Below are 25,550 nucleotides of genomic sequence, written 5' to 3'. Positions count from 1 at the left end.
TTAGTTATATATTAATTTTCAATTTCCTACTTACTTGAGCCAACTACGGGAATTGAACCCGTGACCTCTTCCTTACCAAGGAAGCACTCTACCCCTGAGCTAAGTCGGCAGAGAGTTCTGACTTTTAGATTTAGATCTCAGATTTTAAAAACCCGAAACCGATAGCCCAAAACCTTAACTACTTCTTTATTTGTGGGGAGAGCAGGATTCGAACCTGCGAAGTTCACACAGCAGATTTACAGTCTGCCCTCGTTGGCCGCTTGAGTATCTCCCCTTAATAATTTATGATTTCAGAATTCTGATTTTAGATTTAATCCAAAAACTTCACCCTGCTAACCACAAACCTTTTTCAATATTTTTCAAGAACTAATTTCAAATCGCATTTGAAATATTTTTGAGCCGATAGAGGGACTCGAACCCACGACCTGCTGATTACAAATCAGCTGCTCTAGCCAGCTGAGCTACATCGGCAATTGCATTAAAAAAGTCCGCTATTTCTAACGGACTGCAAATGTAGCTATTTTATCTTTGAATCAAAACATTTTTTAAAAAAAATTTCAATTATATATGTGCTCTTATTTTTTCTTTCCTTTTGACAAGTAATCTTTCCAAAGATTCTGCTGAAAGCTCAACCGCCTCTTCGAATGTCTTGCATTGCTTTTTAACCAAAAAATCATCCCCCGGTACATTAATCTTAATCTCTACTGCTTTATTCTCTTTATCACTTGTTCTTTCAACCTTTAAAAAAACATCCGCCGAAACAACACGATCATAATATTTCTCCAATTTATCCATTCTCTCCTGAATAAAATCTACCAATTTTCTGTCAACAGTAAAGTTAACTGCATGAACATCTACCTTCATAATACAAATTTTAGGGTTAAACATTTCAGAACTATTGTTTATTCCTAGGATGCGCATTTGCATACACTTTTTTAAGCTCCGCTAAACTATTGTGAGTATAAACCTGTGTAGACGCTAAACTCGAATGCCCCAATAATTCCTTAACTGAATTTAAATCTGCTCCGTTATTTAATAAATGAGTCGCAAAAGTATGCCGAAGCACATGCGGACTCTTTTTTACCTTTTCAGAGACTTTACTAAAGTAAGAATTTATTAATCGATACACAAAAGATTCACTCAATTTTAACCCTTTGCCTGAAATAAAAAAATATTCTTCATCTACTACCTTTTCAACCAAAGCCCTTTCCTGCAAATACAATTTCATCTGACCCGCAATTATCGGCAATATCGGAACAATACGCTCTTTATTCCTCTTCCCTAAAACCTTCAACAAACCAGAAGACAAATCAACATCACGTTTCATTAAATGAATCAACTCAGCCCTTCTTATCCCGGTGGCATAAAACAAATCTACAATAAGCCTGTCACGAACCTCCTCGAACCCACAAGGATCACCAACCTCCAACAACAAATCAGTCAGCTCTTTTTCAGAAAAAGGAATCTGAATAATCTTAGGTGTTTTCAACGCTTTATGCTTTAACATCGGACTCACTTCAATTTGCTTTGTTTTCAAAAGAAACCGATAAAACGCTTTCAAAGACGACATTTTTCGATTAACAGAAACATTCGAAACACCCTCATCCACTAAAGAAACAATCCAACTTCTAATTTGACCATAATTCACCCCCTCAATTCCCTCTTGCTCAAAATTAACGCTATTAAATTCTTTAAAAGAAAAGACATCATTCAAATAAGCCGTAACCGTATGAACCGAATACTTCTTCTCCAACTCCAGATAATCACGAAACGCCTCTACATTTGATTTCATAAAAACACAATTCTTACAACATCTGTTGACCTAATAAAAGAAAACCAACTCAGCTTAAAATTAAACACAAAAAAAAACCGTTAGTATCAAAATTAATTCTTTTTGATAACTAACGGTAATTATTTTAAAAAAAGCTACTACTAACTCTCTAAACTATCTCTCAATGTTTGGATGTAAGCCGCTTTTTGAATTTGAGCTCTTTTGATAACAGAAGGCTTAATAAAAGCAGTACGTGCTCTTAATTGACGAACAGTTCCTGTTTTATCAAATTTTCTTTTATAGCGCTTTAATGCTCTATCGATATTTTCTCCGTCTTTAATTGGTATAATTAACATAATATTGACACCTCCTCTCGTTAAGGCTGCAAAAATATGTATTAATTATGGATTATGGATTATAAATTGTGATTTTTTTTTTAGAAAATAGAATATAGAGCAAAGAATAAAGACTTCAATACTGCGTATCCTGCATTCTTCATCCTGTGATTTTTTTTTAAAAAATAGAATATAGAGCAAAGAATAAAGACTTCAATACTATGTACCCTGCGTTCTTCATCATGTGATTTTTTTTTTAGAAAATAGAATATAGAGCAAAGAATAAAGACTTCAATACTATGTACCCTGCGTTCTTCATCCTGTGATTTTTTTTTTAGAAAATAGAATATAGAACAAAGAATATAGATTTCAATACTATGTACCCTGCATTCTTTACTCTATATTCTTTGCTCTTTATTCTTTGTTCTTTATTCTTTGTTCTACTCTCTTTACTCTATATTCCTTACTCTTTCAACAAATTCCTGGAAATAACTACTTTTTGAATTTCGGTTGTTCCTTCTCCAATGGTACACAATTTAGAATCTCTGTAGAATTTCTCTACCGGAAAGTCTTTTGTATAACCGTAACCTCCATGAATCTGAACCGCTTCGTTGGCAATTTTCACGCAAGCTTCGGAAGCATACATTTTAGCCATAGCTCCTAATGTTGTCACCGGCTTATGTTGTTGTTTTAAATAGGCCGCCTTATGCAATAACAACTCCGAAGCTTCTATTTCGGTAGCCATATCTGCTAATTTGAAAGATATACCCTGAAAATTACTGATAGGCTGACCAAATTGGTATCTCTCTTTTGAATATTTTAAAGCTGCTTCATAAGCTCCTTTTGAAATTCCCAAAGATAAAGCTCCGATTGAAATTCGTCCCCCGTCTAATATTTTCATCGCCTGAACAAATCCTTGCCCTACTTCTCCCAATCTGTTTGCATCCGGAACGCGACAGCTGTCAAAAACCAACTCAGCAGTTTCACTGGCACGCATTCCCAATTTATTTTCTTTCTTTCCTGAGCTAAATCCTTTCATTCCTTTCTCCAAAACAAAAGCCGTCATTCCTTTTGAATCTCCTTTTTCACCGGTACGAACAATTACTACTGCAATATCTCCGGAGATAGCATGTGTAATGAAGTTCTTCGCTCCGTTTATAATCCATTCATCTCCCTCTTTAACTGCGGTCGTATTCATTCCTCCCGCATCTGAACCGGTATTGTGCTCGGTTAATCCCCAGGCTCCAATATGTTCGGCCGTTGCCAGTTTTGGCAGCCATTTTTTCTTTTGTTCTTCGTTACCGAAAGTCAAAATATGATTGGTGCATAATGAATTATGAGCCGCAACAGATAAACCAATTGAAGGATCTACTTTTGCAATCTCTTCTACAACGGTGATATATTCGTGATACCCTAAACCGGAACCACCATACTCTTCAGGAACCAAAACTCCCATAAACCCCATTTCCCCCAATTGCTTGAACAGGGAAACTGGAAAAATTTGAGATTCATCCCATTCCATGATATTTGGTCGGATATTTTTCTCAGCAAAATCTTTTATTGATTGCGCAATCATCAACTGCGTTTCATTATATTGAAAATCCATTGTAATTCTGTTTTTTTTTAGAACTCCAAATATAAACTAATTATTTTTGCTTTTTCAATAGGAAAACCTTTAATTTTTGACAAATCCTCAATATTATTAATATTTCCATTCATACTTCGATACGTTACAATTTCTTTGGCCAATGCATATCGGAAGTAAGGAAACTTTGTCAACTCTTTTAAAGAGGCTTCGTTTATGGAGATTCTTTTTAAAGAGGAAGGAATTACCACTTTAAAATGCGCCGTCAATTCTTTTACAACCTCTGGTGAAAGCCCCCAAACCTCATTCATTTGTTCCATCGAAACAAAACCTCCCAAAACTTCTCTTTGCTTCAATACCCTTAACGATAAAGCTTCCCCTATACCATATATCTTAACTAAATCTTCCTGTGTAGCACTATTAATATCCAGCACTATAATTTTCTCTTTTTTATAAACAGGTTCTTTTACGAACTCCTTTCTTTCCATCTTATGACTTGATTTATTCTTAACCCAGTCCGGAAATTTAAAAAGCGGAGAAATCACTCTGAGTAAAGAATCTGAGATTTTTGTGACTTCCTGAAATTCTTTTGCTGAATTAACATATTTGTTCTCTTTACGGAACGCCAACAGACGATCGATCTCCTGGACAGACATTCCTAATTTGTACGCTTTGTAATCGGTAATGAAATTTGGATTAAAAGCATAGACCTTTCTTTTCTCTCCAAATTTTAAAAGTTTTAAAGAATCTATTTCGGATTGCAAAGTCAACCACTGCTTTTCTTGAGGAGCAATCTTCTCCGAAATATCGAAATCAACAAGAAAGTAAACCGCCTGCAGTACAACTATAATAATAAAGAGCAAAAAAACTCCTTTACGTTGTTCTCGTGTAAACTTCAAAAGAACTTCAAAACGCTTTAATTTCATTTTATTAAAAATTTTCTTTCATTATGTAAATTGCTAAAATAAGAAAATCTTAAAGCTTTATTAAGAAAATTAGCAAAAATACTGCGTTTTAAAAAATTACATTTTTCATTATTTATGACTAATTAATTTAATGAATCTCAGCCCGGAAAGATTGATAAACGGAGGTTTTGTCAAAATATTTAATATTTTACAACTAAAAATGAGATAATTGTTTTTATTTTTTACAAAAAACGATACATTTGGAGCTTAGTAACAAATAAACCAATATAATATATGTCAATTTGGAGAGTTAAACCTATATCAGCCTTTGAGGCCGATATGAAAAAAAGTGATTTAAAAAGAGTTTTAGGAAAATGGAGCCTTACAGCCATTGGTGTTGGTGCCATTATTGGAGGAGGAATTTTTGTACTTACAGGTACCGGAGCCTATTACCACGCTGGTCCGGCCTTAGCTGTTTCCTTCATCATTGCAGGGATTGCCTGTGTTTTCGCAGCTCTTTGTTATTCTGAGTTTGCCTCTATTTTGCCTGTTGAAGGTTCTGCTTATGCCTACGCATATGGAACAATTGGAGAAATTTTTGCCTGGATTATCGGTTGGGGACTTATCCTCGAATATGCAATGGGATCGATGACCGTCGCCGTTTCCTGGTCCGGATATTTTAACAAATTGCTTAAAATGTTTCACATCCATTTGCCCGAATGGCTCACAACAGACCCTGCCAGTTACTCGGGAGAGGGTTTTTCTATGAATCTTCCGGCTTTTTTAATTGTTGTTTTGGTTATTTCTTTACTTATTAAAGGAACTAAAAGTGCTGCAAAAGCAAACAATTTCATTGTTATCCTTAAAGTTTCAGCTGTAATATTTGTAATTATCGCTGGTCTTTTCTTTATCAATACTGCAAACTGGAGTCCGTTTATTCCGGCAGCTACTCAAATTATAGAAAAAGAGACTACTCACAATGCTTACGGTATTGGAGGAATTGTTTCCGGTGCTGCTGCTATTTTCTTTGCTTATGTAGGTTTCGATGCTGTTTCGACTCAGGCTGGAGAAGCGGTAAACCCTAAAAAAGATGTTCCGTTTGCTATTATTGCTTCGTTATTAATTTGTACTACCTTATACATACTTGTTTCTTTAGTACTAACTGGTATGATGAACTATAAAGATTTTAATCCACTAGGAAAATATCCTGATGCTATTAAAGCTCCTGTTGCGTATGCTTTTGATATTGCCGGACAAGGATGGGCTGGTTTTATTATTACAATTGCTGCAACAATAGGTCTTGTTTCTGTATTAATGGTAATGATCATGGGGCAATCCAGAATTTTCCTTGGTATGTCGAAAGATGGATTAATTCCTGCTGTGTTCTCTAAAGTAAATCCACTTTCAGGAACTCCAAAAACGAATCTAATCATCTTAGGAGGTATTATTGCTACGGTTGCTGCTTTTACACCAATCAACAAATTAGCCGATATGACCAGTTTTGGAACTTTGTTTGCCTTTACAATGGTTTGTATTGCAGTTTGGATTTTAAGGGTAAAACAACCTGGATTAACGAGAACTTTCAAGGTTCCTGCGCTACCAGTTATTGCCGTTCTAGGTATTGCAATCAACACGTATTTAATGATTAATTTAAGCCATGATGCTCAATTACTTTCACTTGGTTGGCTGGCAGTTGGTATTTTGGTTTATTTCGGATACAGTAAGAAGAGATCAAGACTTAACAATAACGAAATCGAAGAATAAAAAACTAAAAAAGCTCCAAATAAAATTTGGAGCTTTTTTTTATAAATCAAATACCGAAGTTCGTTTGGCGCGAATCAGATCTTTTAAACGAATCCAAAAAGCCAGAGTAAGGTAAATTCCGAATCCAAGCCCGGCGGTAACAAATGAAATGTAAATAAAAAACAATCTCACACTTGTCACGCGCATTCCAAGTTTATCAGCTAATCTTGAAGATACGTGAAAACCATATTTTTCAAAAAAGAATTTAAGTTTTAAAATAGCCGACATTTTATTGATTTTAGATTGTAGATTTTTGATTTGTCTATTTCTACAAAAATACAAAATTATCACATTGTCTCGTTTTCTAATTACAGATTGTAGATTTTTGAAATGAACATTTCCCTAAAATAAAAAATTATCACATTACCTCATTATCTAATTTTCTAATTATTCTTAAGCAGCTCAATGCCCAATGCACATCTTAAACAGGCTTTCTGATTGCAATATTCTTTTTTAAGTTCTAAAAGCGCTTGAGTTTCAAAAGCATTTTCAGCCTTTACTCCAAAGAACTCAAATTTACTAATAATCGCATTGCTCTCTGGTGCTACCTGATTCATAAAAGAAATTAACTCTTCAGCAATTGATTCATCTCTTGTAGCCGCATAGGCAAACTGCAGCGGAATAATCGTATTTATAATGAGTAAATCTATAAATGCGCGTGATAAAACCTTTGGTTTCCTGGAACTTTCTTTATCAAACTGATAGTGGTTCTGCCAATATGGATTTGCCGATACTATTAACAGTTTACGTACTTCGTCAACTGATTTTGCAGCAATTATTTTTGAAAACAGGTTTTGTTTTTGATATAAATTAGCAAGTTGTGAAAGCCGAATGGTTGGAAAATTATCCGGACGATGCTTATAAAACTGAATTGGATCTATATGGTGCTTTTTTAGCTGGTATTTGTTCAACAGATAATAATACCTAATTTTTAAGTCGGTAAAATACACATCTTCTTTATCAGCGTCTAACAACCCAATGGTGCCGAAAAACAACGCCTCGAGATTTTCGACTTCAAAGCTTTCCTTTCTAACCATTGAAAACGGAAGGGATTTTGCCATTTGCAGAAAAGAATTCCCATTGGTATTCAATCCAAAATTCCTTGCGAACAATGAGAATAAGACTTCTTCCCAGTCCTGCTGATATTCCGCCAGTAAATCATAAATAAATATTGCTTTACGCTCTAAACGCTCGAAGAATAGTCTTTCCTGCCAGTTTTTAAAAACAAACTCCTCAATTTCAGTGATACTTTTTTCGCAGAATATCCATGATTTTGGTGCTATAAGAGCGTTATAATTAGTGAGTATTTCTTTAGAAGTATACTCTTTTAAAACCAGAACAGGAATCTCTGTATTATCCTTTCTAAAAATCTCTGTATCGTGCTCCCAGACCACATGTAGAATTACATTGTCATAGGCGCTATCTTTTTCGTGAGCGTGTACATACCAATCTGAAGACTTGATATGTATTTCGATATTACCTGCCCATTTTTGATTTCCTATTTTAATTTGAGCATTGAAGAAATCCGGCCCGGAAAGCTCCAGATAATCACCCGTTTTAATAATGATAAGCGGTTCATTCTGAGTAGTTCTAAGATCCAGAGTTTCAAACTTTTTGAATCTCCAGAGATAATAAAGAAAATCTTCTTTCATATTTAGGCTTATAGTAATGATTTGCAAAGCCCTAAATTAATTAAAAAAGAAGTAATAATCTTACAAATTATGTGTTTTTTTTATTTTAGCAGATACAATCTGGCGCAAGCACGTGCATCCGATAATGCCTCATGATGATTCAACTGAATTTTCATCTCGCGGCAACAGTCGCTAAGTTTAGTAGGTTTGAGGCCTTTTGCCTTATAAATTTTGACCGTGCACTCCCATTTAGCAGCAATATTTAAATCGTCATAATTTAGGTCGTAAAGCGCCATTGATTTCATTAGTACATTGCGATCAAAACTTTCATTATGTGCCACAATAACCCTATTTTTTAATCTCTTTTCTATTTCCGGATAGATTTGTTTAAAAGATTTTGCATTAACAGTATCTCGTGGATATATCCCATGAACCTGAATTGTAAATGGATTGTATTGATTGTTTGGTGGTTTTATCAAAGTAACAAATTCGTCTACAATTATTCCGTTTTCTACAGTTACTATCCCAACAGAACACGGATGATAACTGGTTGCGGTTTCAAAATCTATGGCGGTAAAGTTCATATTCAAATCTATTTATTCAAAAAATCCATAAATCTAATCGTTTCAAATTAGATTTATGGATTTATAAATTTATTAAAAATTGTCTTATTTTATTGACCCAATGATATCATATTTTGTAATAATATGATGGCTTCCGTTTCCAAGATCTACTAAAACGGCATCATTTTCTTTTGTAAACAGCTTAGAAACTTCTTCAATTGGTGTTCCTAATTTTACGATTGGAAAAGGTTTCCCCATTACTTCTTTAATCGGTTTCTCGGCAACGTTTTTATCGGCAACGTAACTTCTGAATAAATCCGTTTCGTCAACAGAACCAACAAATCCATTGATATCGACAACCGGAATTTGCGAAATTTTATATTTACGCATACGTTCGATGGCATGAGAAACTAATTCTTCGGTACGAACGACGATTAATTGTTTATCGATATGATCTTTAATAACGTCTTCTGCTTTTGTTACATTTTCTTCCAGAAAACCACGTTCGCGCATCCAGTCGTCATTAAACATTTTACCTACATAACGGCTTCCTGAGTCATGAAATAACACTACTACAACATCGTCCGGTTTGAAATGCTCTTTTAACTGTAGCAACCCTTTTATACAGGCTCCTGCTGAATTCCCAACAAAAATAGCTTCTTCCAAAGCAATTTTTCTGGTGTAAACTGCCGCATCTTTGTCGGTTACTTTGGTGAATCCGTCAATTAAAGAGAAGTCGACATTTTTAGGTAAAATATCTTCCCCGATTCCTTCTGTGATATAAGAATAGATTTCATTCTCGTCGAAAATTCCGGTTTCATGGTATTTTTTAAAAACAGAGCCATAGGTATCAATTCCCCAGATCTTAATATTTGGATTTTGTTCTTTTAAATATTTCCCAACTCCCGAAATAGTTCCTCCTGTTCCTACTCCCACTACAAAATGAGTAATCTTCCCATCAGTTTGTTTCCAGATTTCCGGTCCGGTTTGCTCATAATGCGCCAATGCATTAGACATGTTATCGTATTGATTTACGTACCATGAATTTGGCGTTTCACTGGCCAGACGTTTTGAAACCGAGTAGTAAGAACGTGGATCGGTAGGCTCAACATCAGTAGGACAAACTACAACCTTAGCTCCTACTGCACGTAAGATATCCATTTTTTCTTTCGACTGTTTGTCAGACATAACACAGATCAATTTGTAGCCTTTAATGATCGCTACAAGTGCTAATCCCATTCCTGTATTTCCTGAAGTCCCTTCAATAATAGTTCCTCCCGGTTTTAATCGGCCATCTGCCTCTGCATCTTCAATCATTTTCACAGCCATTCTGTCTTTAACAGAATTTCCGGGATTAAATGTTTCGACTTTTGCCAATACCAGTGCATCTATTTCAGCAACAATTTTGTTGAGTTTTACCAATGGTGTATTACCTATTGTTTCTAAAATGTTTTTTGAAAAGTCCATTTCTATTTGAATTTTAATATTTGGTTTTTAATGTATGAGGCGCCTAATCTTATTGGAAGAAATTCCAAACCAAACCAAATCGGATTACAAAATCACGATAGGGATTATTAGGTGCTGAATAATAATCGCTTTTTGAGAATAATGCGTTTATGTGTTCTGCTTTAAAATAAAAGCGGGTCTGACGAATTCTGGCGTTCAGAAAAAGATCGAATAACGGATAACCGCCAATCTTTTTATCATTCTGAACAAAAAACTCTCCTACAACCGGATTATAGTCATTTCCGTAATATTTTGTAAAATAATTGAATACAACTCCGGATTGCATGTACAATGCTTTCTTAAAAAAGTAACCTGAATAATAGAAGGTATTTCTGGTCACAAAATCAGGTACATTAAGAATCAAATCCGACTGACCTACCTTTTGGTATAAAAGTGTGTTGTCTAAGGCAAATCGGCCAAATTTAAACTCACGGCTTGCTTTAATTTCCAGATAATTAATCGCATTGCCATATTGGGCCGGCTCAATAATCTGAATATGTGCAGCAGCCTGAGCATCAGTAGATTTATCTCTAAAATAAAGATGATCGTTTAAAACGGTATATTGAACTTCTGCATTTAACCAAGGTGTTGACACATTAGCACTAAGCGAGTTAATTTTTTCATTTTTAAAATTATTCGACCAGTTGTACTCTGTGTAACTGCTTTGGTATAAATTAAAGTTGTTGTTTGGCAATTTATTGATGTTACGATATCTGAAATCAAACTGAATTTTATCATTCATATCGTATCTTAGTTTCGCATCTAAGTTAGAAAGCGACTGATTTGTAATCGATCTGGAATACAGAAAACGACCGTTCCATTTATTTTTTTGGTATTCGTACTGACCTCCGAAATTATTAATTTGTACAAATAAATTATCTGGTACAACTGTTTTGTCTTTCCTAATAATAATTCTTCCGTACTCGTAATTGGATCGGTAATCGTCTACAAAAAAATTAAATTTTCCTAAAAGGGAGTTTTCGTAAGTAAGTCCTGCCTTATTGTAGAGTCTTTCGTATTTCGTTTTATCGTTAATACCACTTGTAACATACGAATCTCCAAAGCGTTGAAATGCCGTCCCATTACCAATATTTGAAGCTAGTGTTGCCTGAGTGTATTCAAAAAGTTTATTTTCGTAGTTAAACTGATGTGTTACATATAAATTATTGTTTCCGTTTTTTGGATTTACTCTGAACGCATGATCAAAAAACAGGCGTCTTCCTTTTAAAAAGGATTTTGCATCTGTAAGATACACTTGTAATCTCTGACGGTTTTTATAATCCTTATTGTCACTTTCAAAATCTGTGGGTGTCGTAATCCCGCCATTCTCTTGATTAGAAATATCCTGATACGTATAATGTGCGTTTATAGCATATCTTTTATCCGTTGTAGCATAACTCGTTGTAAACCTAAAATTTCCGGCACTTACCAGCTGATTGATATAATCTCCTTCTGAACGCAGCCCTTTATAAGCTATAGAAAAATTAAGGTTTTTTGAGGTGTTTAAGGTAATAAAGGAGTCAACATTTTGCCCTTTATTAATGGTAGTATTAAAGAACAATTCTGTTAAAGGAGTAGCTGCCGAATAATAATTAATCTGATCGGCCTGCATATAGTTAAAATGTTTACCACTAAAACCAATTTCAGGATAAGGAGAAAAACTGGTCAGACTGTATTGTAATGTATTAAATGTTTGTCCGATGTTCGAGAAAGCCAAAAGTCCGAAATCGTCTTTTCTAAGATGATTTTGTTTATAAGCACTTTTTAAGGTTAACGAAGTATCTACATATGTCGTATCGTGTTCCAATGTGATAATTTGATATTGATCTATGGTAGCGATCTTAGCTTTTTTCTTTTTACCGTATCCGTTATACTCGAATATTTAGTATTCATGTCTAAACTATTTTTAGAAGTCGTTTTTTCCTGAGAAAATAATAAAGTTGGTACAACTAAAAGATATAGAAAAATGAATATTCTCATTTGATTGTTTTATAGGTAATTATTTGGATAAAATTTATCAAGCAAAGGTAAAAGATAAAAACGTATAAAAAAACAAATCATTGTTATCTGGATTCTTTTTCAAACCAAATTATTAAAACAAAAACCCCCAATCAAAAAAATGATTGGGGGCTTTCAAAAAAAATCAAAATATTTATCGTAATCCTACCAGTCTGGATTTTGTCCTAAACCTGGGTTTGTATTCATTTCAATTTGTGGTATTGGCCAGATAAATTTATAATCTGCATAAGGAAGAGCCGGAACTCCATAAGGACCTGTATAAGGTGTTCCTAAAGTATATAAAGCAGCAGCAGGTGCAGCATTAGCCAATTTCGCAGGGATACCATTAATTGCAACACTTGCTATTGGATCTCCTTGTAATCTGTGAATATCAGACCATCTGCGTCCTTCTACTAAAAATTCGATTCTTCTTTCAACAAGAATACCAGCAACCAAATCAGCAGGTGTAGCAAAAGAAGCAGCAGTATAAGCCTGTCCAACTGGATTGGCCGGAGTTGCTACCGGATTAGCCAACGCTCTGTTTCTTACAGAATTCAATAAATTAAGAGCTACTGTAGTGTTTGACAAACGAGCCTGAGCCTCAGCCATATTCAATACTACCTCAGCATATCTGATAACCGGAGCGGCATCAGTTAAGTTTGTAACATCTGAATATTTATTGGTATATTTTCTTCCGGCTACGGTTTTAATCATAACTCCCTCTTCTCTTCTTTTATCATCAGCTAACCATTTAGTATTTCTCCAAATAATCGGGCTAATATTTACTAAAGCTCTAGCATTAAGAATACTCGCTAATCCTGCATTAACTCCTGGGTTAGCAGTAGCTGAATGCTGAATAGAGAAAATAGATTCTGTATTAGAAAGGTTACTCGCTGGAACAAATACATCATTAGGTTTAGCAGTCAAAGTATACAAACCATTAAGCTTAACACCTTCAGTAATTACATTCGCCCAGTCTCTTTTTTGAAGATATACTCTCGTTTTGAAAGCAATAGCAGCAGATTTAGTTGCTTTCGCTACAACTCTAAGACCATTATTAAATCCATTTGATACAATTAAGCTTTCAGCATCATTTAAATCTGCAATTACTTTGTCGTAACATTGAGCAACTGTATTTCTAGGCTTTGCATTTTCTGAATCAATTTCTGCCTGAGTATTAACACCAACTTCTCTGTAAGGAATACCTGGATGAGTACCACCAGCAGTAAAGTAATAAGGTCTAGCAAAGTAGTTCAACAACTCGAAATGTGTGATTGCTCTTAAAAACTTAGCTTGTCCGATATAATCATCACCAACTGCTTTCGTAATGATACCTTTCGCAACAGCTTCAGTTGTACCTTCAATCATTAAATTACATCTATTGATTAGTCTGTAACCATCAACCCAGTAATACACATTGTTAGCTGATGTAGGATCATAAGTCTGAGTATATGTAAGTTGATAAAAAGTTGCATTGTTTACAACATCTTCTCCCATACATTCTCCTTGCTCCACAAAAGCAGCACCCCAAACATAACCTCTACCACCGTTTGAAGTTCCACTGTTATAAGTACCGATTGCAGCTGCATTGTAAACACCATTCATATATGTTTCAATATAAGTAGGCGTTGAAAAAGCAACATCTGTAGGAACGTTATTTACAGGAACAAGATCTAATATCTTATCTTCTGAGCATGAGTTCAGTCCTAAGACCGCTACAGTTAGTAAAATTGATTTTATTATATTTTTCATATTTTTTATTTTATAAACTTACATTAAGACCCACTGATATCACTTTAGAACGAGGAGTACCATTAACATCAACTCCTGACGTTTCCATCTCCGGGTTAATACCCTTATAATCAGAGATCAACCAAATGTTTTGTGCCTGAACAAAGATTCTAAAGTTGTCCACTTTGATTTTGTCTAACAATAATTTTGGCAATGTATATCCAAAACTAATGTTATCAAGGGAAATAAAATCACCTTTTTCAACGAAACGAGTAGTAGCACTTCCTGAAAGATTTGATGAAGTATTAGAACTAGCATATAATCTTGGCGTCCATCCGTCTCCAGGATTATCAACACTTTGCCATCTTCCTAAAATTTCTGTTCCGTTATTATTAAAGTTTGTATTCATTAATTCTCTTCTGGTAGAGTTAAAGATTTTATTTCCTCCACTAAATCTGAACATGAAACCAAAATCAATATTTTTATATTTCATGCTTGAACTAACTGATCCGTAATATTTAGGAAGCGTGTTTCCTAAAATAGTTTTATCAGCCGTTACTAATGTTGCCGCTGCACCAGCTGCTGCAGGATTACTTGGGTCAAAAACTGAGTAAGTAGAACCTGGTAAATTTCCTTGTACTAAACTTCCATCAGCTTTGTAGTACACTGGGTTACCATTTGCTTTGTTAACTCCCCAATATCTAAATCCGTACAATGAGTTCATAGACTCTCCTTCTCTAAGAATTAAGTTAGGAGCAATATTAGTGTCTCCAGAAGTACCTCCAATAATATCCTGACCGTCTACTAAATTAGTTACCACGTTTTTAGACAATGTTAAATTAGAAGATACATCCCATTTAAAATTCTCATTATTGATCGCTTTAAAGCTTACAGCAAACTCATATCCTTCATTGTACAATTTACCAATATTCTTATTTGTTGTATTAAAAGGAATACCCAAAGAAGGAGAAACCGGTACGGCTAAAATTAACTTGTCAATATTATTTCTGTAGTAATCAAATCCAATTGTCAATCTGTTATTAAACAAACCTAAATCAGCACCAAAATCGATTTTCTCACTAGATTCCCACTGAAGTGTTGGGTTTCCAAACTGAAAGTAACCAATACCATTTGTAGGACCGTAAGGTGACGGAGCTGTTAAATCCATGTACGGGTAATTTCCAATTTCAGTATTTCCAACTTTAGAATAAGAAGCTCTAAGTTTAAAATCAGAAAGTGTATTGCTTATAGGCTGCATGAAATCTTCTTTAGAAACTGTCCAACCTGCAGAAACTCCAGGGAAATTAGTCCATCTTTTATCTTTACCTAATTTAGAAATACCGTCTCTTCTGATCGATCCCTGAAGGAAGTATTTTTCTTTATAGTTATAAGTGAAACGTCCTAAGTAAGACATAATACCATTCTCAGTAATAGATCCTCCAGAATCTTTAGTTATATATGAGTTAGTAACAAGGTTTTTGTCATAAAAATCACTGATGATATCACTTCCCTGTCCAAAGAAGTATTGATATCTTTGTTTTTGATACTCCGCTACAGCAGTAATACCAATATTATGATTTTCTGCAAAAGTCTTTTTATAGTTTAAGATATTTTGCCAGTTCCATCTTAAATACTCTGTATTATCATTGATTAAATAACCATTTCTTGAACGACCATCACCATGAACCGGGTTCCAGTATTGGAATCCACCAGTGATTGAATTATCGGCACTTACCTGAAGTTTATAACTTAAGTCTGAAGTAATTTTAGCATTTGCAAAAACATTCAATAATGTTCTGTTTACTTTAGAGTAATATTTATTGTGATCTAAAGCATACACGATATTAGTAATGTTATCTCCTACCGGATCCGTATTATCCCATTTTCCAACTGTGTTAGTAGATAATGGTAAAGTTATGTTATATCCAGTTGGATTAGCTGCATCATAAATTGGAACGTTAGGTAACTGTCTGATTGTGTTGAAAATGTTTCCAGAAAGTCCACTTGCACTAGTATTCAAACCATTGTACTCTGTTCTGGTTACACTTAAATTTGTACCTACACTTAACCATCTATTAACATCCTGATCGATATTTGCTCTAACAGAATATCTCTTCATACCATTCGCTAAGTTGATACCTTCCTGATCTGTATATCCAAGAGATAAGTAGTATTTAGTTTTATCAGAACCTCCACTAAAAGAAAGATTGTGAGTCATTTGAGGTGCGTTTCTTAAAACTGCACTTTGCCAGTCTGTATTATAAGTACTTCCAACAGCCCAAGGAGCTTGTCCTCTATTCGTTCTTTTTTCGTTAGCAATAACTAAGAAATCAGGAGTTTGTAGTACATCGTATTTTTTAGCAGCACTAGCTACACCAAAAGTAGTTGAGTACGTTACTTTTAAACTTCCTTTTTTACCACTTTTTGTAGTAATCAAAATAACTCCATTTGCAGCTCTGGAACCATAAATTGCAGTTGCAGCACCATCTTTTAAGATATCGAAAGATTCAATATCATCCGGGTTAATATCCGCTAATCCATTTGTATTAGCTGAACCCCCAATATCTCCAGAAAGAATAGGCATACCATCTACAACAATTAATGGATCAGTTCCACTTGAAATAGAAGCAATACCTCTAATTCTGATTTTTGGAGCTACCCCAATAATACCAGAATTAGTTACAACCTGAACTCCAGTTGCTCTACCTGCTAATACTCCCTCGAAACTCGGAGTTACAAGATTAGAAATCTCACTTCCGGCAATTTTAGAGATCGAACCAGTTACTTCCTTTCTCTTTTGTACACCGTAACCTACGACTACAACTTCATTCATTAATTGAGCTTCTGACTCCAGCACTACATTTACTGAATTTGAAGAACCAACAGTTACTTGTTTGTTATTCATACCAACATATGAATAAACTAAAACATCACCTGTCTTTGCCTTTATGGAATAACTTCCGTCAAAATCAGTTTGAGTACTTACTTTAGATCCTTTCACAAGAACATTTACTCCCGGAATCACCCCTGTTTTATCAGAGACTTTTCCAGTAACAGTTCTCTCCTGAGCAAAAGAAAACTGCATAGACAACGCCACAACAAGCGTAAAAATCCATTTAAATTTTAATTTCATTTTAATTTATTTTGAATTAGTATGGCGCAAACATCTTAATTATTTCTTAAAACACCAAAATTTTTTAACTTATTTTTAGCCTAAATTCCTAAACATCTACTAAGATCTATCACAATTTATTTAGATTATATACTTTTTAGTAGCAATATTCCTTAATTTATGCTAAAAACATCAATTTATGTAAATTTAACACTTAACAGAGTTTTAACACTTGAACCCGCGAAAAAGCAAGCCTCTTAAAAAACAACGGACCCTTTTATGAACCCTTTAAAAATTGAATCTTTTATTTTCTTTTTCGCAAATCCAAGCTATTATTTAAAAAAGTTTTTCAGCACTCTTAAAAAAAATCACAATATTTGTGACCTTGAATATAAAAACTCAGAAAATGCTTCAAAAAAACTTCTCAGGATACCTTTTAGAAACCGGAACTGATGAAGCAGGCCGAGGATGTCTGGCTGGTCCGGTAACTGCAGCAGCCGTAATTCTCCCTGCCAATTTTGAAAACCAAATTTTAAACGACAGTAAACAATTGTCTGAAAAAGCACGATTCTTATTAAAACCTATTATAGAAGAGCAGGCCATCAGTTTTGCCGTTACACATTTACTGCCTGATGAAATTGACGAAATAAACATCCTGAATGCTTCGATGAAGGGTATGCAGGAATGCGTTTTAAAGTTAACCACCCTACCTGAATTTATTATTGTTGACGGAAACCGATCCTTGAATGCAAAACTGGGACTAAGGAATACTGTGGGCAAACAATTTTCTACAGCTGAAATCGAATTACTAAAATCAATCCCTAATCAAAGTATCATAAAAGGAGATGCTAAATTTTTAAGTATTGCAGCAGCTTCGGTTCTTGCTAAAACGTATCGCGATGAATACATGGATAAAATTCATGAAGAGTTCCCAATGTATAATTGGAAAAAAAACAAAGGTTATCCAACAACGGAACACCGCGAAGCCATTAAAAAATACGGCACAACAAAATACCATCGAATGTCTTTTAAGCTACTTCCTACTCAATTAGAGCTTTTCTAAAAAATAAAATAGCGACTGACCAATTGCTTTCATATAAAATGTAAGGCAAACAATCTGTCACAAAACACAGAACCGAAACAACATTAACCATCACTTTTTCAAAACATTACATTCAAAAAAAATCGATTAAACGGAGTCTTTTTCTTTGTTAAAATCTCTTTGCTTTGTTATCTTTGATTCTCTAAAAACTAACCAAATAAAAATCAAAGCTTTAACATTGCTTCTAATTACATGCATGATTGTAGCCTGTAATTCCAACAAAAAGCAGAATGATGTGACGGATACCACAGATTCTCTTGTAACGCCCCCAGCTACCGAAACCACTTCCGGACCGTCGTCGGCTAAAAAATTTGATATCAATTCGATTCCGATTTCAGACAAAAGCCTAGGTGCATTCCCTTATTTTAATCTGCCTGACAATTACGAAGACACTTCAAAGAACACTATTGCTGATTACGACGTTGCTTATTTTTGGGTAAAAGATCATTTCGAAAAACCGGAAGGAAAAATTTTCTATTCCAGAATTAAAGCAAAAGAAGGGAAATCTTATAGCGATCTCGAAGTAGCACGAAATTTAGATGAATTGATTAAAAGTGTGGACGGAGTAAAAATCTCTGAAATGAAAGTTCCTGCAGATTCGTCACATACAATTCCAGACAACAATCGGGTAAAATATATGAATGGTTACGGATTCATGGCAAATGCCATCACAACAACCTATTTAATTCGACGTGCAGACAGAAATATCTGGATTCAGCTTACTCCGTATGACGATGCAGTTTCGGCAGGATGGATGGTTTTGGAAACAAAACCTTTTAAGATGACCGCCTCTCTTATCAAAGCGGATGCCATAAAAAAAGAACTTGATACTAAAGGACACATCGCGTTGTATATTAATTTCGATACCGATAAGGCTACTATAAAAACAGAATCTGCACCTATAATTGATGAGATTCAGAAATTGCTAACGGCTAATCCCAATCTTAAAATCGCTATTGAAGGTCATACAGACAATAGTGGCGACGCAGCCCACAATAAAAAACTTTCAGAACAGAGAGCAAATGCTGTAAAAGCGGCACTAACTTCTAAAGGAATAGATTCCTCAAGACTACAAACAAAAGGCTGGGGTTCTGACAAACCAATTGTTGAGAATACAAGCGAAGAAAATAAAGCAAAAAATCGCAGGGTAGAAATTGTAAAATTATAATACTGATCCCCGATTAGACCCGAGATGAATATTAAACTACGAAAAAATGCAGACAATAGGTGATCTTTTGTCTGCATTTGTTCTGTAAACTAAACTCTTAATAATTTTAAAACTGAAATTTATATCCAAAATCAGGAGAGAATCCAATCTGATCCTTCTGATTTACACTATTCGTTAAACGATTATACTCCTTCGTAAAGATATTGGTGTGGTTAGTTACATTCTGGAAATCGATATAAAACTGATGAAACCTCTTTTTTGTTTTACTGTTAAATTTAATTCCAAACTTCACATCCAACCTTAAATAAGGATCATACTGTTTGCTAAAGGCATTGGCATCATCCCTAATCTCATAACCCGCATTGTTGGACGCAGCCAGATCAACCGGCGTGTAATAACGCCCTCCGGCGGTTGTAAATTTGGTATCAATAGAAAAGACATTTTTCTTTGCTTTTCCTATTCTAAATTCTTTACCTCCTAACAGATTGATGACATATCCATTATTAAAAGGTGAATTACGTTCTATACCGTCGCTCCCTTTATACTTACTTTCAAAAAGCGAAGTAGTAAATAAAGCATAATATCCTTCACTAAAGAATTTCTCAACTGTAAATTCAATCCCCTGATTGTATCCGCTTCCCCTACTTACTAAAGACGTTTTATCAATTGAATAACCAAAATCAGCACCTTCTGTTAAGGTAGAATAACTGCTTGGGAAGGACTGAACTCCTGCCTTACTAATATCCTGATAGTAAATTTCTACTTTCCCTCTCCACTTTCTGGCCAATCGTACATCATAACCCAAAACATAATGCTGACTTTGAACTAAATCGAGATTCTTATTAGTCTGAACCTGATTTCCATTTACCCATTCATTCAGAAATAATATTGGAGCCGCAACGCTTTGATGATGCAATCCATAACCAAAACTAATGGTATTCCTTTGATTTACCGCATAAGCCAAAGCGGCTCTGGGTTCGAAAGCAAACTGTTTGTTTATCGAAAAATACTGTCCGTGTATCCCTGCATTAAATGTTAGTTTTTCGGTCAGACGAAATTGTCCCTGAGCAAAGGGCTGAATAATATTGTAATTCCCATTATTATTTATGAGCTGTACAAAGTCCGGATAACCATCTCCGTTATTGTCCTGTTGTCTGTCACGAGTAGCCATTTTAGCATCAAGCGTATAATTCTCAAAAAGTAAACCTGCCCTGAAAGTTGTCTTCTTATTAATTTTAGAATTGAACAAAGTCGAGAAAGTAACTCTATTTTCATTGTTACTAATATCCGTAAAAGGCAAACGATTTACTGCGGGCGTATTGAAATTATAATAGCGGAAATTCTCATAGGAGTTGCTCGAATTTGAAAAACCGACAATTGTTTTCAAATATGATTTTGTTCCAATTTCCAAATTATGTTTTAATCCAAAAGAAGCAAATCCCGATTTAACATAGGCATCCTCATCCTGTGCGGCAAAAGGATCTTCCTTATCTATTTTATCTCCTAAAAAATCGATATCCGATGTTCCGTAGATTCCAAAAAGCGAGAAATTACCCATTTTACTTTTTCCTAAATCTACATTAAAACTAATGTCTCTGTAATTAGGCTGTGCATCTGTACCCGCTAAACCTAAAACCCCGACAAAACCGTATCTTGCCGATGCTACAAAGGAACCTCCTTTTTTGCCAAGCGGACCTTCGGCCATAAATTCGACACCCGGATAAGCTCCGGCACTAATCATATACTCATAATCATCGGGATTTCCTTTTCGGAAACTCAGATCAAAAACACCTCCAATTGCATTTCCATATTCCGCTGGAAAAGCAGATGTTAAAAAGTCAGAATTAGCCAGAAGATTAGGATTCAGAGCCGAAATTGGGCCTCCAGTCGTTCCCAATGTCGAAAAATGATTGGGACTCGGAACCGGCATTCCTTCTATTCTCCACAACATTCCCGATGGTGAATTTCCACGTACCACAATATCGTTTCGACTGTCATCTCCGGTAGAAACTCCCGCAAAATTAGAAACCAAACGTGCCACGTCGCTCCTTCCTCCTGCATATCGATTGACTTCTTCTGTCGTAAATTGTTTAGTCGATACCAACGCCATTTTATTAATGGGTTTGGCTTTACTTAAACCCGAAGTCACTACAATTTCATCCAGTGTATTAAACTTCTCCATCATCGAAACCGTCAGCAGATTGTCTTTTCCTGTCGTAACATCCAGGTCAGAAACAGAAGTATTTTCATAACCCTCAAAGCTAAAACTCAAACTCTGTCGGCCAACCGGAATATTGGTTAATTTAAAACTACCCTCAGCATCTGAAATGGCATTTTTTTTCTCATCGCCAATTAATACTATAGCAACTCCGATAAGTGGTTTTTCAGATTGTTTGTCAATTATTTTTCCTTTTACGGTCCCCGTTTGAGCATAGGTAATCCACCCAAAAAGACTTATAATAATCAAGAATATTCTTTTCATTTTTATTTTGCTTTACAATTATAGAAGCAAAAATAAAGAGCGGAATTTTCTTAAAAATTGACTTGAGTTAAGATTTACTGTTCAATGTAATTCTGGTTCGGATTCGGCTTAAACTTTCGGGTTGAATTCCCAGATAACTAGCAATGTATTTTAACGAAACCCTCTCCACCACTTTGGGACAGTACTTTAAAAATCGTAAATAGCGTTCTTCATGTGACAATAAAGACATTGCCATATTTCTGCCGGTTAGACCTTTTATGGTTCTTTCCATCATAATTCGCAAAAAGGAATTGAATACAGGATATTCAGCAACCAGTTTTTCAAAATCATGTTTGTACGCCAGATACAACACACAATCTTCCAGAGCTTCTATATTGAGCAATGAAGGCTTTCCGTAAAGAAAACTCTCAAAATCAGAATACCAGTCATTTTCAAAGAAGAAGTTTCCGGTAGACTCTACTCCATCAAGCGAGTAATAGTAACGAATACAACCTTCCGCAATAAAAACTCCGAAATTACACACCTCTCCTTCGACTAAAAGATGCTCATTTTTTTTGATTTTCTTTAGCCTTAGTATGTTTTTAAAAGCCATACTTTCCGCTTCATTAAATTGCATAAATCGCGACAGGTCTGTTATTACATTTTGCATGATTGGTTAGTTTTTAGAAAAAAGTGGTTTTATAAATAACTTCAACAATTCCAAAAAATTGCCTTAAACAGCTATAAAACAGAAATATAACAAATTAGACGCATAAAATCTTTTCCTGAAACACTTCTTTAATCTGATTGCTCCATCCAGAAACATTCTCGTCAGAAACTCTGTCTGCTTTATCAAAATAAAAATGCTTCTGAACCTCCAGTCCGCAATAATTAAAAATTCCGATATCTGACGTTAGTGCTAAAGCTTTATCCATTCCTATTGATTCGTATTCTGCATTTGATTTCCCGTGCGAATTGATTATGATTGCCTTTTTCCCTGTCAATAAACCTTTCTGAATTCCCTGATCGTATCGATAAGCAAATCCATAACTAAAAACGCGATCAATATAACCTTTCATAATCGCGGGCATTCCTGTCCACCAAATTGGGTATATAAAAACAATGCGATCAGCCCATGCGATAAAATCCTGTTCGATCTTAACCTCCCCGGCAATTTCCCCTACTCTCTGACCCTTCATATCTGCCAGAGATAAGACGGGATTAAAGTTGATTGCGTTTAAATCTCTCACGATAACTTCCTGCCCGGATTTTTCAAGATTTTCCGTGATAATTTGTTTGAAAAAGTGATTTAAACTTCCTGTGTTTGGATGTGCGTAAACGATTAAATTTTTCATGTTGTCTGTTTATTAAGATTGAACATGACAAATGTAAATCCAAAGGCTTCATGACAATTGTAAGAAAACGAAAAGCAGGCTTCTAAACCCTCTTTGAACTACAGATATCGCTTTGAAATTTCAGAAACTTGGTTGGAGAGATATTCATGTAATGTTTGAAATCATGTATCAACTGACTCTGATCATAATAACCGCATTGCTCTACAACAGCAAGCCAGTCTGTTTTAGAATCCCGTAAAATATCTTTCTGAATTACTTCAACGGCTTTTAAAAAACGCTCGTACCGACTAATTTCTTTAATTGTATAGCCAAAAAACTTCTTTTGATTCAACTGAACATTTCGCTCTGATTGATTTGTTTCTGATGCGACTGCTTTTATAGGGTCTATGTTTTTTTCTCTAAAATCGGTTAAAAGAGAAGTCATGGCATGTTGTTCTCGCAAATAAGGTTTGCAAAATTCTAAAATATGGTCAACACGTTCGTTTGGATCAGAGCGTTCGTTAAGTTCTTCCCATAAAAGGGCAAAACAATTTTCGGCAATCAAAGTGTCGGGATCAACGGGTAAAGAATGAGTAAGAAGTGCATTCCCAAAAAATCTATAAAATGCATCTTCTTTAAAATTGGCAACTAAAATCTCCGAATCAGGATTTAAAGTGTATTCAAAAGCTTGTTTTATTGGTCCTAAAACAACACATTTCTGCACTTCAAGAGTTGTATTTTGCTGTGATTTTAAAGAAGCACCTTCTCCAAAAATAAAAACCAGAATGGTCTGAAAAGTAGGCAATAATGTTTTCGTTACAGGAATATTGCCTTTATTCTCTGCAAAATAAAAATGTGAAAAAACAGTATCAAATGCTGAAGGAACAGCAATTCTATAATTGTTATTTTCTTCAGCATGTATCATACTATTTTATATTTCAAAAGCTCTTTTTTTAAACAAACTCCGCTTCAAACAAATGGGTTAAATGTTTGATGATTTTCGCTTTTACTTCTTCTTCATCAACTTTTTCGACACCAAGCTCTACCTGTAAGGAAGTAACTCCTTTACCACGGATTCCGCATGGGATAATGTTATCAAAGTAACCCAAATCGACATTTACATTTAAAGCAAATCCATGCATGGTTACCCAGCGTGACGCACGAACACCAAGCGCACAAATTTTTCTGGCAAACGGAGTTCCAACGTCTAGCCAGACTCCTGTTTCGCCGTCACTTCGTCCGGACTTTAGACCATATTCTTCTAAAGTGAGGATAATAGATTCTTCCAGAAAACGTAAGTACTTATGAATATCGGTAAAGAAATTCTCCAAATCCAAAATGGGATACCCTACAATTTGTCCTGGTCCGTGATAGGTAATATCACCACCACGATTGATTTTATAGAAGGTAGCTCCTTTGGCCTCAAGCTGTTTTTCGTTCAAGAGTAAATTTTCAAAATCCCCGCTTTTGCCTAATGTGTAGACGTGCGGATGCTCTACAAACAACAAATAATTGGGAGTTTCCAGATCGAGCTCTTCTCTTCTGTTTCTGATTTTTAGGTCGACTATATCTTTGAACAGTTCTTCCTGATATTCCCAGGTCGATTTATAGTCTCTGCTTCCTAAATCCTGAAGTTGGATTTTTTTATTCATCTTAATTATTTTTCAAACTCAACATCAAAGTTAAGTTTGTCAGGATTCTCCATATAATCCGTGAAAGGGTATTGAATTGTAATTGTTTTTCGGTCTTCACTAAACAAAGCAGTCGGATTTGATACTTTTTTAATGCGTTTTGGGAAATGGTATTTTAAAACATAAGTAGAAGATGCAAAAACCATTTTTGACATTTCGGCTGTCGTATCTTTCACTTTCTCGGCTTGTTTTTGTTTGTCGACTGTCGCTTTACGGGTAAACTTCTTTCCGTCGTAATTAAAACTTACTTTACTGTTGTTGTCTCCCAAACCTCCTACAAAGGGTGTTGAAGCATCTGCTCCTCCAACCAATTTTTGAAGTGTATTCACGGATTGTAATATGTCATGTAAGTCATTTACTTTTTTAAAGTCTTCCGAAAATGTCATCAGAAATTCTTTCTTCTCCTCATTCACTTTAATATTAACCACAAGGTCTTCCAATTTTTTTATTTCACTTTGAACTTCCGGAGATAATTTTGAAATACTTTCCCCTTTATCCGCCAACAGCTGTTTGAAGGTAAAAGTAGAATCCATATTTTTTTTGTTATTCGCTCCCAATTGATCCCCAATCTGATTTCCTGCCATTGCCATTAAAGCAGAGCCGTCCATATCTAAAGAAAATTTTCCGGTTCCGTTATCACTTACATAAATATTTTCGGTAAAAGTACAGCTTGCCAGAGTAGCGAATAAAAAAGAAAAACTGAGTAACTTATATAATTTCATTGTGGTTAATTTTTTCTCAAAGATACGAAGTTTCGTGAATTGTTTAATCGGATTCTTGGATTGTTAGATTGTTAGAATCTTAGAACCTTAGAAAAGATACAAGTGGATAGCGGGACAAAACTACCTTGAAAA

General features: G+C 34.9%; 21 protein-coding genes and 3 tRNA genes. 3 read left to right on the top strand and 21 right to left on the bottom strand.

Annotated features, from left to right (window positions below; genetic code table 11):
• Positions 1-37: 37 nt before the first annotated feature.
• From M4I44_RS10055 to M4I44_RS10020, 8 genes are all read right to left on the bottom strand, one after another.
• Positions 38-109 (bottom strand) — tRNA-Thr (locus M4I44_RS10055).
• A gap of 84 nt (positions 110-193) precedes the next feature.
• Positions 194-274: transfer RNA gene (locus M4I44_RS10050), tRNA-Tyr, on the bottom strand.
• A gap of 123 nt (positions 275-397) precedes the next feature.
• Positions 398-471 (bottom strand) — tRNA-Thr (locus M4I44_RS10045).
• Positions 472-561: 90 nt separating this feature from the next.
• Complete coding sequence (gene hpf / locus M4I44_RS10040; RefSeq protein WP_017496722.1) at positions 562-864, bottom strand: ribosome hibernation-promoting factor, HPF/YfiA family; 303 nt, start codon at positions 862-864, stop codon at positions 562-564.
• Between the two features lie 31 nt (positions 865-895).
• Positions 896-1,792, bottom strand: coding sequence for a tyrosine-type recombinase/integrase (locus M4I44_RS10035; protein ID WP_249967201.1), 897 nt, complete (start codon positions 1,790-1,792; stop codon positions 896-898).
• A 140-nt stretch (positions 1,793-1,932) separates the two neighbouring features.
• Positions 1,933-2,127, bottom strand: a complete 195-nt coding sequence (gene rpsU / locus M4I44_RS10030) for a 30S ribosomal protein S21 (RefSeq protein ID WP_017496720.1) — start codon at positions 2,125-2,127, stop codon at positions 1,933-1,935.
• Between the two features lie 442 nt (positions 2,128-2,569).
• Positions 2,570-3,712, bottom strand: a complete 1,143-nt coding sequence (locus M4I44_RS10025) for an acyl-CoA dehydrogenase family protein (RefSeq protein WP_202703519.1) — start codon at positions 3,710-3,712, stop codon at positions 2,570-2,572.
• A 17-nt stretch (positions 3,713-3,729) separates the two neighbouring features.
• Positions 3,730-4,617 carry a helix-hairpin-helix domain-containing protein gene (locus M4I44_RS10020; RefSeq protein ID WP_249967200.1) on the bottom strand — a complete coding sequence of 296 codons (888 nt, stop codon included), beginning with the start codon at positions 4,615-4,617 and terminating at the stop codon, positions 3,730-3,732.
• 273 nt (positions 4,618-4,890) lie between these two features.
• Between M4I44_RS10020 and M4I44_RS10015 the strand changes: the two genes are divergently transcribed.
• Positions 4,891-6,360, top strand: a complete 1,470-nt coding sequence (locus M4I44_RS10015) for an APC family permease (protein ID WP_017496717.1) — start codon at positions 4,891-4,893, stop codon at positions 6,358-6,360.
• Positions 6,361-6,399: 39 nt separating this feature from the next.
• Here the strand turns inward: M4I44_RS10015 and M4I44_RS10010 are convergent, their stop codons facing one another.
• From M4I44_RS10010 to M4I44_RS09980, 7 genes are all read right to left on the bottom strand, one after another.
• A complete protein-coding gene (locus M4I44_RS10010; protein ID WP_026985787.1) occupies positions 6,400-6,627 on the bottom strand; it encodes a PspC family transcriptional regulator in 228 nt (75 codons plus the stop codon).
• A 155-nt stretch (positions 6,628-6,782) separates the two neighbouring features.
• A complete protein-coding gene (locus M4I44_RS10005; protein ID WP_249967199.1) occupies positions 6,783-8,051 on the bottom strand; it encodes a DUF2851 family protein in 1,269 nt (422 codons plus the stop codon).
• Positions 8,052-8,131: 80 nt separating this feature from the next.
• Entirely contained in the window at positions 8,132-8,614 is a 483-nt protein-coding gene (locus tag M4I44_RS10000; RefSeq protein WP_017496714.1) for a 3'-5' exonuclease, read from the bottom strand.
• 84 nt (positions 8,615-8,698) lie between these two features.
• A complete protein-coding gene (locus M4I44_RS09995; RefSeq protein WP_017496713.1) occupies positions 8,699-10,060 on the bottom strand; it encodes a pyridoxal-phosphate dependent enzyme in 1,362 nt (453 codons plus the stop codon).
• Between the two features lie 49 nt (positions 10,061-10,109).
• Positions 10,110-11,906, bottom strand: coding sequence for a putative porin (locus M4I44_RS09990; protein ID WP_249967198.1), 1,797 nt, complete (start codon positions 11,904-11,906; stop codon positions 10,110-10,112).
• Between the two features lie 356 nt (positions 11,907-12,262).
• Complete coding sequence (locus tag M4I44_RS09985) at positions 12,263-13,849, bottom strand: RagB/SusD family nutrient uptake outer membrane protein (RefSeq protein ID WP_017496711.1); 1,587 nt, start codon at positions 13,847-13,849, stop codon at positions 12,263-12,265.
• A gap of 10 nt (positions 13,850-13,859) precedes the next feature.
• The gene (locus M4I44_RS09980) at positions 13,860-16,961 is read right to left on the bottom strand and encodes a TonB-dependent receptor (protein ID WP_017496710.1); all 3,102 of its coding nucleotides are present in this window, start codon (positions 16,959-16,961) and stop codon (positions 13,860-13,862) included.
• A 385-nt stretch (positions 16,962-17,346) separates the two neighbouring features.
• Between M4I44_RS09980 and M4I44_RS09975 the strand changes: the two genes are divergently transcribed.
• Together M4I44_RS09975 and M4I44_RS09970 are read left to right on the top strand one after the other, a co-directional pair.
• On the top strand, positions 17,347-18,003 hold the full coding sequence (locus M4I44_RS09975) for a ribonuclease HII (RefSeq protein ID WP_089077082.1): 657 nt from the start codon (positions 17,347-17,349) through the stop codon (positions 18,001-18,003).
• Positions 18,004-18,238: 235 nt separating this feature from the next.
• Complete coding sequence (locus M4I44_RS09970; RefSeq protein WP_249967197.1) at positions 18,239-19,210, top strand: OmpA family protein; 972 nt, start codon at positions 18,239-18,241, stop codon at positions 19,208-19,210.
• Between the two features lie 106 nt (positions 19,211-19,316).
• Here M4I44_RS09970 and M4I44_RS09965 read toward each other — a convergent pair whose 3' ends face one another.
• The 6 genes from M4I44_RS09965 to M4I44_RS09940 form a co-directional block, all read right to left on the bottom strand.
• Positions 19,317-21,692: a TonB-dependent receptor gene (locus tag M4I44_RS09965; protein WP_249967196.1), complete on the bottom strand. Its 2,376-nt coding sequence runs from the start codon at positions 21,690-21,692 to the stop codon at positions 19,317-19,319.
• Positions 21,693-21,759: 67 nt separating this feature from the next.
• A complete protein-coding gene (locus tag M4I44_RS09960) occupies positions 21,760-22,341 on the bottom strand; it encodes a Crp/Fnr family transcriptional regulator (RefSeq protein ID WP_070905507.1) in 582 nt (193 codons plus the stop codon).
• Positions 22,342-22,435: 94 nt separating this feature from the next.
• Positions 22,436-23,026 carry an NAD(P)H-dependent oxidoreductase gene (locus tag M4I44_RS09955; RefSeq protein WP_017496706.1) on the bottom strand — a complete coding sequence of 197 codons (591 nt, stop codon included), beginning with the start codon at positions 23,024-23,026 and terminating at the stop codon, positions 22,436-22,438.
• A gap of 82 nt (positions 23,027-23,108) precedes the next feature.
• The gene (locus tag M4I44_RS09950) at positions 23,109-23,930 is read right to left on the bottom strand and encodes an AraC family transcriptional regulator (protein WP_249967195.1); all 822 of its coding nucleotides are present in this window, start codon (positions 23,928-23,930) and stop codon (positions 23,109-23,111) included.
• 28 nt (positions 23,931-23,958) lie between these two features.
• Positions 23,959-24,657, bottom strand: a complete 699-nt coding sequence (lipB, locus tag M4I44_RS09945) for a lipoyl(octanoyl) transferase LipB (RefSeq protein ID WP_017496704.1) — start codon at positions 24,655-24,657, stop codon at positions 23,959-23,961.
• A 5-nt stretch (positions 24,658-24,662) separates the two neighbouring features.
• Entirely contained in the window at positions 24,663-25,418 is a 756-nt protein-coding gene (locus M4I44_RS09940) for a hypothetical protein (protein ID WP_249967194.1), read from the bottom strand.
• Positions 25,419-25,550: the final 132 nt, after the last annotated feature.

The sequence above is a fragment of the Flavobacterium sp. B183 genome (assembly GCF_023539155.1).
GTDB classification, from domain to species: domain Bacteria; phylum Bacteroidota; class Bacteroidia; order Flavobacteriales; family Flavobacteriaceae; genus Flavobacterium; species Flavobacterium tructae.
Note: the sequence above shows the minus strand (reverse complement) of the source record. Positions and strands in the feature narration are given on the sequence as shown.